Source organism: Flavobacterium rarum (SeqCode), assembly GCF_965234445.1.
Classification (GTDB): Bacteria; Bacteroidota; Bacteroidia; order Flavobacteriales; family Flavobacteriaceae; genus Flavobacterium; species Flavobacterium rarum.
Genome location: NZ_OZ248483.1, coordinates 18,137 through 29,509, shown reverse-complemented (window position 1 = coordinate 29,509; position 11,373 = coordinate 18,137). Strand labels below are relative to the sequence as shown.

The following is an 11,373-nucleotide window of genomic DNA, read 5'->3' as shown; positions in this document are numbered from 1 at the left end:
GGATTTTTTTTATTTATATAATAATAAAATACTGGAAGAATCGGTTTCGTTTGCGAATAACGAAAACGTTAAAGGGATCAAAATCAAACAATTTTGTTCCATAAAAAATTGTCTCTTAATAAATATAATTACTTTTAAAAACATTAAAATTTAGCTTATTGCTAAAAAATCTAATTATAAAAGATAAATTATATAAAAATGAGATTAAAAATTACACTACTGTTATTCTGCGGTTTTCTGGCATTAGGAGTTAGAAGTCAAAATAATAAAGCTGAAATTGACAAGAAAGTAACCGAACTACTTTCAAAAATGACCATTGAAGAAAAAGTTGGTCAAATGACTCAAATTACAATTACCACATTTGACATTAAAGACAAAAAAGGCGAAATAGATTTGACAAAGCTAAACGAAGCCATACAAAAATACCATATTGGTTCTATCTTGAACTGCCCGAATCCTGGTGCTCCGACAATTAAAAGATGGAATGAAGTAATTACTACTATAAGTAATGAAGCCAACAAAACTCGATTAAAAATTCCAGTACTATATGGAATCGATGCTATACATGGTTCAAGTTATACAGCTGGTGCAACTTTGTTTCCACAACAAATAGGAATGGCAGCTACATTCAACACAGCTATTGTAAAAAGAGGCGCAGAAATTTCAGCGTATGAAACTCGTGCTTCATCAATTCCTTGGGTTTTTTCACCCGATTTGGATTTACCTAGAAACCCTTCTTGGTCAAGAATTTGGGAGTCTTTTGGAGAAGATGTGTATTTGTCTGCGCAGATGGGAGAAGCAATGGTAAAAGGTTTTGAAGGAAATGATGTTGGTTCAAAATACAATGTGGCTTCCTGTATGAAACATTATATAGGTTATGGCAGCACAACTACAGGCAAAGATAGAACGCCAAGTATAATTCCAGAAAGAGTACTCAGACAGTTTGATTTGACCATATACCAAGCCGCAATTAAAGCTGGAGCCAAAAGTGTCATGGTTAGTTCTGGCGAAATTAACGGAACACCTGTTCATGCAAGCAAATACCTGATTACAGATGTTTTGAAAAATGAATTGGGTTTTCAAGGAGTTGTTGTTACGGATTGGAAAGATATAATTTACTTGTATACTCGTCACAAAGTGGCTGAGAACAATAGAGATGCTGTAAAAATATCTGTAATGGCAGGAATTGACATGAGTATGGTTCCAGAAGATTATACTTTTTACAATGATTTATTGGATTTGGTTGCCAAAGGTGAAGTCCCAATGTCAAGAATTGACGATGCGGTAACTCGAATATTAAAAATGAAATTTGAATTGAATTTGTTTCAATCCACTGTAGCAAATTTAAAAGAGTATCCTAAATTTGGTTCACAAGAATTTATTGATGTTGCTTATACCGCTGCGTCGGAATCTATCACATTATTAAAAAACAACAATTCGGTTTTACCATTAAATAAAAATGAAAAAATTTTAGTTACAGGACCTACTTCCAATAGTATGAAATACTTAAATGGAGGTTGGTCTTATAATTGGCAAGGGGAGAATTCCGACACTTATGCGGCCGACAAAATGACTATTCTTGAGGCATTACAGTCTAAAATAGGAAAAGAAAATGTATTGTATACTCCAGGAGCAGATCTCGAAAATCATGATGATTCAGAAATTGCAAAAGCGGTTGAAATGGCCAAAGGAGTTTCTAAAATAGTTTTGTGCTTGGGTGAAAAAAATTACACCGAAACACCTGGAGACATCAGTAATTTATACCTAACAACTCCGCAAATTAAACTAGCATTGGCTTTGTCAAAATTAAACATCCCAATTGTTTTGGTTTTGAACGAAGGAAGACCCCGATTAATAAGCGATTTTGAGGACAAAATGAATGCTGTAGTACAATGTTATTTGCCAGGAAACGAAGGAGCAAGAGCACTAACCGATATATTGTATGGCGATGTAAATCCTAGTGGCCGATTGCCTTATAACTATCCTAGATATCCAAATTCATTAGAAAAATACAATCGTAAATACACGGAAAGCTTAGGAGATGAGGAGCAAAATAATGATGCTAAATATGAAAAAAGTTATTCTCCACAATTCGAATTTGGAACGGGCTTATCCTACACTACATTTGAATATTCGAATTTGAATATCGACAAAACCCAACTAAATACAACAGATGATTTAAACATAACTGTTGATATAAAAAATACAGGGAAAATAAATGGAAAAACATCAGTTTTACTATATCTATCTGACATAATAGCAAGTATAACTCCAGAGGTAAAAGCCTTAAAAAGATTTGAAAAAATTAATCTTGCCCCTGGAGAAAGTAAAAAAGTGACATTTACTTTGACCCAAAAAGATTTACAATTTGTAAACAATGACTTGAAATGGATTTCAGAAAAAGGAACTTTCAAAATTCAAGTAGATACCCTTACAAAAGAGTTTGTTTTAAATTAGGTTGAGTTGATTAGTTAAGAAAGTGATAGCAATTCTAGGATTGTTGTCACTTTTTTTATTAAAATAAATAAGTCACAATAATTACTTGAAAACTTTATCTAAGAATTGATTTATAAAATTAGATTTTACACTTGAAAAAGCATCAGTCTCATTATAGTCTTCACATACAAAATTTGAATATCCCAAAATAACTCTAATGCCTGTTGGAAGTGCTTTAATAATATTGCTTTTTTCTGAATCTAAAGTACTTTGCAAAAATTTTACTTTTTGTTTTTCATTTTTTAAATGAGACAAAGTAAGCATAACAGCAAAATTTAATAGCGCTTTGGCCGTTTCACTTTTTACACCAATTTCATTAGAAATCATTTCTGAAATTCTACTTCTTTTAATAGAAAAAATTAAATTTAAAGGTATAAATCCCTCTTCTTCGAAAGAGTAATTGATATAGGAGAGTTTTCCGTTTTCAAATTCTATAGTATTATAGAAATTAGAGTTTGAAATCGAATCAATAATTTTGTCATACAAAAAATTGGTTTTTATTATGGAATCAAGTCCAATCAATACAGTACAAATACTTGTGTCAATCGATTTTATGAGTACTATTTCATTCTCTTCAAATTTTTTACAAAATATTGAAATTAATGACGAAGATATAGTACTTCTAAGTTGACTAAGCAAAATGGGGGCCATATTTTATCTATTATCAAGTAAATGCTTTATTTGAATTGACTTTAAACAATCGGCAAAACGCATACTATTGCCGATAATCGGATAAATATATGAAAATTTTAACAAAAAACAAATAAATTCATTTTTTTATCAAATTACTTAGATAATTATTAAAAAAAAATGAAAAGTAGAAAACCGTGAAATTGAATTCAACTTTTTTTTATTTAGTAGATTATTCCAAATGTCCAGGGAAATAGTTGTTCATTATTGAAATAAGATCCTCCATTTTTAGGATTTTGTTTTGAAAACCAGATATTGCAGTAAATTTTTCAGCTTTTTGCCTGTCATCTGGGTTAACAGAACTCGTTAACATAATAATAACTACTTTTTGAGCAATCTCCATTTTTTGAAAAGCTTCTACAAATTCCCATCCATCCATAACAGGCATGTTTATATCCAGCAAAATCAACATTGGACATGGAAAAACATCATCTTCTTTTGTATATTTACCAGTATTGGTAAGATACTCTATGGCTTGCTTCCCATTGAGTACGGTTTCAATATGATCTGTTATCCCAGCCTTCTTAATAAGCATTTTACTAATGAAATTAGTGGCTTTGTCATCGTCTATAAGTAAAATGGAATTTAATTTTTTCATAGGTCTTTAATTATTTCTTCACTTCAGTTTGTAGCTTATTCTAGTAATAATACTTGATGTTTGATAGTGTCCAAAACAAAAAACCCACTCAAAGGAGTGGGTTTTGTGGTACCTCCAGGGATCGAACCAGGGACACATGGATTTTCAGTCCATTGCTCTACCATCTGAGCTAAGGTACCGTGCTTATTGCGGGTGCAAATATAATATCTTTTTTAAATTAAACAATACATTTTTAAAAAAAAATCTATTCGTACCTTAGCATTTTTAAAAAGAAAACTATGATTTTGACCATTGATATAGGCAACACAAGAATTAAAGGAGCTGTTTTTGAGGGCTATAACCCCTTAGAATATTTTATATTTTCCAAAAAAGAAATAGAAGAAAAAATTACAATTGTATTAAAAAAATACCAACAAATAACACATTTGGTTATAGCATCCGTTGGAAACATAGAAAAAGATGTGTTTTCATCCTTCAATAACAAGCTCGATGTATGGTTCATTTCTCATGAAGACACGTTTCCATTTACTAACAATTACGCTACCCCAAAAACATTAGGAATCGACCGAATGGTTTTGGCTGCAGGAGCAACATTACAATTTCAAGAAAAAAATAGGTTGATCATTGATGCAGGTACCTGTATAACTTATGATTTTATTGATCAAAACAACATATATCACGGTGGTGCTATTTCTCCAGGTTTGCGTTTGAGATATGAATCATTACATAACTACACAGAGAAACTTCCTTTATTAACTTTAGAAAATCCAAAAAATGTAATCGGGGATTCTACTGCTCAATCCATTCACTCTGGTGTTGTAAATGGATTGATATATGAAATTGAGGGTTTTGTAGATCAATACACCTCACTTTACTCAAATTTTATAATAATTTTAACGGGAGGAGACACAGAATTTTTGGCTAAACGATTTAAAAATACCATATTTGCCAATTCAAATTTTCTTTTAGAAAGTTTGAACCAAATTTTTCAATATAAAATCAAAAATGATTAAAAAAATTATTGTCACTGCTTGTTTCTTTTTTACACTAATGTCTAATGCTCAAAGTGGAACTGCATCGCCTTATTCTTTTTTCGGAATAGGTGAATCCAGATTTAAAGGAAACCTTGAAAATCGCTCTATGGCTGGACTAAACATTGAGCAAGACAGTCTTCATATTAACATTTTGAATCCTGCCAGTTTTGCGAGTGTTCGATTCACTACTTTTACCATAGGTGGAAACTATACATCAACCAGTTTAAAAACAGAAACCAAAAACGAAAAGGCACAAAGAACCGCTCTTGATTATTTGGCAGTGTCTTTGCCTTTGGGAAAAATAGGAGTAGGATTCGGTTTGATTCCCTTTACATCTGTTGGCTATAATATACAGTCTACAAGTTCTGCCCCAGAAGGAGTTAATAATATTTTGAAAGGTTCCGGAGGTTTGAATAAGGCCTTTTTCTCATTAGGATACACCGTTATCCCTAATTTAGTTGTAGGTGCAGATGTACAATATAGCTTCGGAAGAATAAACAATACAAATTTAGAATACATTTCGGGTGTAATGATCGGTTCTCAAGAAGAAAACAAAGCTGATCTAAATGGTTTTACTGCTAATTTTGGTGTAATGTATAAATATAAAATTGAGAAAAAATTAAACTTATATAGCAGCTTAACTTATACACCTCAAACCAAATTGGCTTCTACAAATACTAAAACAATATCAACAGTAAACTATAATTCCAATTTTAATGTAGCAATACTTGAAGTTGCTTCAAAAAAAGAAATTAGAACAGACTTAACGATTCCAGAAAAATTGTCTGTTGGTTTTGGTGTTGGAGAAACCAAAAAATGGTTAATTGGTACCCAAATGACTTTTCAAAATGTTGGAAAATTATCCGACGAATTCAATACAGCAGACAATGTTACTTACGGAAAATATTCAAGCTATAGTATAGGAGGGCATTATGTTCCAAACTTTAATGTTTTTTCAAAATATTATCAAAAAATAGTTTACCGAGCAGGTTTAAAATACACTAAAACCGGAACAACCATAAAATCAGTAGATATTGATGAAAAGGCCGTTACTCTAGGATTTGGTTTGCCAATTTCTGGTACTTTTTCAAATATGAATATTGGATTAGAATATGGAAAAAGAGGGACTACAACCAATGGTTTAATTCAAGAAAATTATTTCACAATGGCAATGAGTTTTTCACTTAGTGACAAATGGTTTAGACAATCAAGGATTGAATAAAAAAATATTGAATTTTAATCTTCAGTAAAATAAATCGGCATGCACTTTTTAAAAAAAAAAAATTCTTCTCTTTTTCTACTTACCTTATTGGCTATAGTAGTAATGGGTTGTGAAAGTAATTTTAAAGAAGTACAAAAAAATGATTATTCCGAATTTGTTCCAAGCGGTGACGCAGACAATGTGAATTTAAAATACACAGACTCTGGAAAAATAAAATCAATACTGATAAGTTCAAAAATGCTTGATTATGCCAATGTGGATTTTGCATTTACTGAATTTCCAAAAGGAGTAGATGTAACCATATTTGACAATAATGGCAAAAAAACTTTTATTGAATCTAATTACGCTATTTCATACAAACAAACCAACATTATAGACTTACAAGGAAAAGTAAAAATCACATCCGAAGCTGGACAAATGCTCGAAACAGAACAATTGTATTTTGATCAAAAAAACGCATGGTTTTATACAGAGAAAAAATTTAAATTGACTGATGCTAAAGGAGGTTCTACCGGACAAGGAATTGATTTCAGCAAAGACTTTAAAGTAGTGAACTCGCAACGAATTGAAGGAGAAATTGAATCTTCGGAATAAAAAATATATAATTATGAATTTTTTAAAATATACATCTTATCTCTATTTGGCTTTTGGAATCTATTTTTTGTACGAAGGATATACAAAATGGAATTCAGACGAAACTCCATTATTAAGTTTTGTCATTGCCGGTCTTGCCATTTTCATGTTTTTCTTTAGAAGAAAGTTTGCGAAAAAATTTGAAAATAGAAATAAACAATCCTAAAAATGGAAATCGGCATTATAATATTGTGTTTAATACTATGTGCCTTTTTTTCAGGAATGAAGATAGCCTTTATTTCATCGAATAAAATATATTTGGAATTAGAAAAAAAACAAAATAACTTTCTATCCAAAACCCTTGTTAAACTTACCGAAAAGCCTTCAAAATTTATTGCAGCAATGCTTATTGGTAACAATATAGCACTTGTGATTTACGGGTTCTTTATGGGTGAATTACTCTTGAATTGGCTTTTGGCTTTTCACATTAAATTTTCACATTTTTCAAGCCTGTTACTTCAAACTACACTTTCAACTTTTATTGTTTTAATTACAGCAGAGTTTTTACCTAAAGTCTTTTTTCAAATTTACGCCAATATACTTATAAAATTTTTCGCAATACCAGCGTACTTCTTTTATCGATTACTTTATTTTATATCTACTTTTCTAATTTGGATTTCTGATTTTATTTTAAGAAAATTCTTCAAAACTGAAGGTGACCAAGTACAATTATATTTCAGTAAAATAGAATTAGGAAATTACATTACAGAGCAAATGAGCACTGTTGAAGATCATGAAGAAGTAGATTCTGAGATACAAATCTTTCGAAATGCTTTAGACTTTTCTGGTGTAAAAGCGAGAGATGTAATGACTCCGAGAACAGAAATTGCGGCAATGGATGTTTTGGAATCTTTAGAAAACTTGAAAAATTTGTTTGTTGAAACTGGCTATTCTAAAATTATAATCTGTCAAAATTCATTAGACGATATCATTGGTTATGTTAATTCATTCGACTTATTTAAGAAACCTTCTACTATAAAAGAAATTGTAATACCTGTAGAATTTATCCCCGAAGCAATATACATTAAGGACGCAATGAGTTTATTGACAAAAAAAAGAAAAAGCCTTGCAGTAGTATTAGATGAATATGGCGGAACTTCTGGAATTATAACAATAGAAGATATTGTAGAAGAACTTTTTGGAGAAATAGAAGACGAACATGATTCAGACGAAGAATTGATAGAAAAAGAGTTAGAAGACAATTCTTTTATATTCTCAGCACGGTTTGATGTAGAATATCTGAATCAATACTACAAACTGGCAATACCAGAAAGTGAATCCTATGGAACACTTGGAGGTTTTATAGTAAATTATACAAAGGAAATTCCACAAAAGGGAGCGATTATTACTATCGAAAATTATCACTTTGTCATAGAAGAAGCCACAAATAAGAAGATTGAATTGGTGAAAATGACTATCAAAGACTGATTATTTTTTTTTAAATTAAAAAAAAACAAAAAAAAAACAGTAGTTCTATAATTATTAATTAGATAATTGTATTTTCGCAAACAAAATTTTAAAATAAACAATAATAAACAATGGCAGTTTTATCAAAAATCAGACAACATTCGGCTATAATGATTGGAGTTATTGCTCTAGCATTATTTTCATTTATAATACAAGATCTTTTTTCAAACGGAAGTTTTGGTAAAAGCTCAAAAGATGTTGGTAGCATCAATGGAAAAGATATCTCTTTTGAGGATTTTAGAATAAAAGTTAGCAATGTTGAGAAAAGTGGTCAAGGGATTACTGCAACTGAAGCTTCAAGAAGAGTATGGGATCAAGAAGTAACAATTGCATTACTTTCTGCTGAATTCGATAAATTAGGATTAAGAGTTGGTGAAAAACACATCTTAGACGTTCTTAAAGCAGATCAAAATATTGGGAAAAATCCAATGTTTTTAAATAGTGCAGGTATGTTTGATGAAGTAAAATTCAAAGAATATTTCAAATCAAATCCAGAGCAAGCTCAATACTTGAAAGACAGAGAAAAAGACGCCGAATTGAATGCTAAATTTCAAATCTACAATACATTAATTAAAGCTGGAATCTACACTACTGAAAGTGAAGGAAAATTTAATTATGAAATGGGAGCAAACAAAGTAAACTTTGCTTATGTTGCTGGTTTGTTTTCTACAATTAAAGATAGTGATGTAAAAATTACTGATGCTGAAATTGTTGATTTTATGAAATTGAGTCCTAAAAAATTCAAATCAGAAGAAACTCGCAAAGTTGAATACGTTTTAATTGAAGACAAAGCATCTGCTGCAGATGAAAATGAAATTAAATCAAAAATAACTGGATTATTATCTGGAAGTGTAGTGTACAATCAAGCTACAGCAAAAAATGATACAGTAGCAGGTTTCAGAACAACTTCAAATGTAATAGAATTTGTAAATTCTAATTCTGATGTCCCTTATGATTCAACTTATGTTCCTAAAAACAATTTACCGGCTTTAGATGCTGATAATTTATACAATTTAGCTCCTGGAGCTATTTATGGACCTTATGTTTTTGGAAAATACTATTGTATTTCTAAATCATTAGGTAGAAAAGCGGGAGTTAATGTTAAAGCAAGTCATATCTTAATTGGTTATGAAGGTTCTCAAACTCCAAACACAAAAGAGAAAAGAACAAAAGAAGAAGCAAAAGCAAAAGCAGAAGAAATTTTGGCTCAAGTTAATGCAAATCCTGATAGTTTCTTAATGATGGCTTTTACCAATTCTGATGATTCATCTGCTCAACAAGGCGGTGATTTAGGATATTTTGGACCAAATCAAATGGTAAAACCATTTAATGATTTCGTTTTTTCTAACGGAATAGGAAAAGTTGGTCTAGTGGAAACTCAATTTGGTTTTCATATTATCAAAATCACAGACAAACAAGACGGTATTCGTTTGGCTACTGTAGCTCAAAAAATTGAAGCTTCAGAAACTACATCTGATAAAGTATTTACTCAAGCAACAAAATTTGAAATGGATGTCGCTGACAAAGATTTTAATAAAGTTGCAAAAGATATGGCACTTACTGTTGTTCCAGGAGTAACAGTTAAAGCAATGGATGAGAATTTTGGTTCATTAGGCAATCAAAGAACTATCGTAAGATGGGCGTTTGAAAAAGACACTAAAGAAGGTGCTACAAAAAGATTTGAAGTAGCTAATTTGGGTCACGTTATAGCAAAAGTAAAATCTATTGATAATTCCGGATTAGTTCCTGTTGATCAAGTAAGACCTTATGTTGAGCCAATTCTTAAAAATAAGAAAAAAGCGGAAATGCTTAAAGCAAAAATGAATGGTTCTTCTTTGGAAGCTATAGCAAAAGCTACAGGTTCTACAGTACAACAAGCTTCAAATGTAACTTTAGAAAATCCAGTTTTAGCTGGAGGTGTAGGTCAAGAACCAAAAGTTGTTGGAAATGCATTTGCATTAACAGCCAATAAAATCTCTGCTCCTATTGAAGGAACTACAGGAGTTTATGTGGTAAAAAACATAAGCACGGTAAAAGCACCTGCTTTGAAAAGTTATGCTCCAAATGTATCTAAATTGAAAGCTCAAAGTGCTTCTGATTCAAACAGAGTAATTCCTGCTTTGAAAGAAGATGCAGACATCAAAGACAACAGAAAAGATTTTAATTACTAAACAGTAATTATTCAGTCATAAAAACCCGATACTTTAATTTGAGAAGTATCGGGTTTTTTTTGTTCAAATTGAAGATTTTACTAGTTATTTACTCAAAGAATCATTTTGTTATAAGGGATTACAGTCTCATACCCTTTAGACACAAAATAAGATGTTGGATCTTCATGTGATACAGCCAATACAAAATCCCCGCCCCAAGCACCTAAACTCTTTATTGTACCGATGAAATCAGGGAACAAAGTCTGTTTAACAGTTTTAATTTCTAGAATTGAACTTAACTCCTTCTCATGTTCATTTAATGCTTGTGAAAAAGAATTATGATCGTTTGACTTTAAAACTTTATCTGTTATTGTAGTAATTGTTTTTTTATAACGCTCCAAATTACTTTTTTTGGCATTGTATGAAGCTATAGCCTCTTTACTACTTTGTTTTTGATTGAGATACACAAAATAAATAGCACTGGTGAATATTGGGTTAAAAATCACTTTTTCAACCTTAGGTTTTCCCTTTTCTAAATGATAAACAATTGGACAGTCATTTTGTGCGCAAGCAATATCATAACCACTACCCCCAAAACTGTTTTTAAGCAACACAAAAGCATTAATTTTAAACCATTGCGCGATATTATTTATCAATGTAGAAGATGTTCCTAAACCCCATTTTCTAGGAAAAGTCAATCGTGTAGCAACAACAAATCCTTCCGATAAATCTATTTGTTTAGGATTCAATAAATATGCTTCGTGCAAGATAGCAATCAAGGTGTTTTTTACAGATTCATTTTCAAAAACACTTTTTGTTTTTATAGCATTAAACGAAATGGTTTCATCAAACCAAACACTTACATCAGCATCAAAACTAGTCCATTTAATTTCTTGATTTGTCCCTTTTTCAACAATTAGATTTTGTCCATATTTTGTCGGCAAAGCCAAAGATTTAGATCCGTCAAGAACCAAATACTCTCCTGTTATTAAAAGTTTTCCGTTGCTGTAAAATGTTTTTTTCATTATCTGAATGTAAACCCTTTTTGAGTTTGGAACTCCGAAAGGGTTAGTTTTTGCCTAA

The 11,373-nt window shown here is 30.9% G+C and carries 10 protein-coding genes and 1 tRNA gene; 7 read left to right on the top strand and 4 right to left on the bottom strand.

The genetic code is table 11. From position 1 onward, the window contains the following. Positions 1 to 198 precede the first annotated feature (198 nt). Positions 199 to 2,457 carry a glycoside hydrolase family 3 N-terminal domain-containing protein gene (locus AC8GF4_RS05890; protein ID WP_506593317.1) on the top strand — a complete coding sequence of 753 codons (2,259 nt, stop codon included), beginning with the start codon at positions 199 to 201 and terminating at the stop codon, positions 2,455 to 2,457. A gap of 81 nt (positions 2,458 to 2,538) precedes the next feature. On the opposite strand, the gene AC8GF4_RS05885 is transcribed toward AC8GF4_RS05890, so the two are convergent. The 3 genes from AC8GF4_RS05885 to AC8GF4_RS05875 form a co-directional block, all read right to left on the bottom strand. After that, the gene (locus AC8GF4_RS05885; protein WP_506593316.1) at positions 2,539 to 3,147 is read right to left on the bottom strand and encodes a DUF937 domain-containing protein; all 609 of its coding nucleotides are present in this window, start codon (positions 3,145 to 3,147) and stop codon (positions 2,539 to 2,541) included. Between the two features lie 211 nt (positions 3,148 to 3,358). Continuing rightward, positions 3,359 to 3,784, bottom strand: a complete 426-nt coding sequence (locus tag AC8GF4_RS05880) for a response regulator (protein WP_506593315.1) — start codon at positions 3,782 to 3,784, stop codon at positions 3,359 to 3,361. Positions 3,785 to 3,890: 106 nt separating this feature from the next. After that, positions 3,891 to 3,963: transfer RNA gene (locus AC8GF4_RS05875), tRNA-Phe, on the bottom strand. Positions 3,964 to 4,062: 99 nt separating this feature from the next. Here AC8GF4_RS05875 and AC8GF4_RS05870 point away from each other — a divergent pair. From AC8GF4_RS05870 to AC8GF4_RS05845, 6 genes are all read left to right on the top strand, one after another. Beyond that, positions 4,063 to 4,797, top strand: a complete 735-nt coding sequence (locus AC8GF4_RS05870; RefSeq protein WP_506593313.1) for a type III pantothenate kinase — start codon at positions 4,063 to 4,065, stop codon at positions 4,795 to 4,797. Continuing rightward, the gene (gene bamG, locus AC8GF4_RS05865) at positions 4,790 to 6,040 is read left to right on the top strand and encodes a BamG family beta-barrel-assembly machinery protein (RefSeq protein ID WP_506593312.1); all 1,251 of its coding nucleotides are present in this window, start codon (positions 4,790 to 4,792) and stop codon (positions 6,038 to 6,040) included. Before AC8GF4_RS05870 ends, bamG begins: the two co-directional genes overlap by 8 nt. Before the next feature lie 39 nt (positions 6,041 to 6,079). Further along, entirely contained in the window at positions 6,080 to 6,634 is a 555-nt protein-coding gene (gene lptC / locus AC8GF4_RS05860; protein ID WP_506593311.1) for an LPS export ABC transporter periplasmic protein LptC, read from the top strand. Positions 6,635 to 6,647: 13 nt separating this feature from the next. Continuing rightward, a complete protein-coding gene (locus AC8GF4_RS05855) occupies positions 6,648 to 6,839 on the top strand; it encodes a hypothetical protein (RefSeq protein ID WP_506593310.1) in 192 nt (63 codons plus the stop codon). Positions 6,840 to 6,841: 2 nt separating this feature from the next. Continuing rightward, entirely contained in the window at positions 6,842 to 8,101 is a 1,260-nt protein-coding gene (locus AC8GF4_RS05850; protein ID WP_506593309.1) for a hemolysin family protein, read from the top strand. Between the two features lie 110 nt (positions 8,102 to 8,211). Next, a complete protein-coding gene (locus AC8GF4_RS05845; protein ID WP_506593307.1) occupies positions 8,212 to 10,311 on the top strand; it encodes a peptidylprolyl isomerase in 2,100 nt (699 codons plus the stop codon). A 92-nt stretch (positions 10,312 to 10,403) separates the two neighbouring features. Here the strand turns inward: AC8GF4_RS05845 and AC8GF4_RS05840 are convergent, their stop codons facing one another. Next, positions 10,404 to 11,315 (bottom strand): GYDIA family GHMP kinase, encoded by a 912-nt coding sequence (locus AC8GF4_RS05840; RefSeq protein WP_506593306.1) that lies wholly within the window; start codon positions 11,313 to 11,315, stop codon positions 10,404 to 10,406. Positions 11,316 to 11,373 lie beyond the last annotated feature (58 nt).

Bases quoted from the DNA above. Each gene is read 5' to 3' on its own strand.
- bamG (WP_506593312.1), top strand. From the start codon at position 4,790: ATGATTAAAAAAATTATTGTCACTGCTTGTTTCTTTTTTACACTAATG.
- AC8GF4_RS05885 (WP_506593316.1), bottom strand. From the start codon at position 3,147: ATGGCCCCCATTTTGCTTAGTCAACTTAGAAGTACTATATCTTCGTCA.
- AC8GF4_RS05850 (WP_506593309.1), top strand. From the start codon at position 6,842: ATGGAAATCGGCATTATAATATTGTGTTTAATACTATGTGCCTTTTTT.
- AC8GF4_RS05870 (WP_506593313.1), top strand. From the start codon at position 4,063: ATGATTTTGACCATTGATATAGGCAACACAAGAATTAAAGGAGCTGTT.
- AC8GF4_RS05840 (WP_506593306.1), bottom strand. From the start codon at position 11,315: ATGAAAAAAACATTTTACAGCAACGGAAAACTTTTAATAACAGGAGAG.
- AC8GF4_RS05845 (WP_506593307.1), top strand. From the start codon at position 8,212: ATGGCAGTTTTATCAAAAATCAGACAACATTCGGCTATAATGATTGGA.
- AC8GF4_RS05855 (WP_506593310.1), top strand. From the start codon at position 6,648: ATGAATTTTTTAAAATATACATCTTATCTCTATTTGGCTTTTGGAATC.
- AC8GF4_RS05890 (WP_506593317.1), top strand. From the start codon at position 199: ATGAGATTAAAAATTACACTACTGTTATTCTGCGGTTTTCTGGCATTA.
- AC8GF4_RS05880 (WP_506593315.1), bottom strand. From the start codon at position 3,784: ATGAAAAAATTAAATTCCATTTTACTTATAGACGATGACAAAGCCACT.
- lptC (WP_506593311.1), top strand. From the start codon at position 6,080: ATGCACTTTTTAAAAAAAAAAAATTCTTCTCTTTTTCTACTTACCTTA.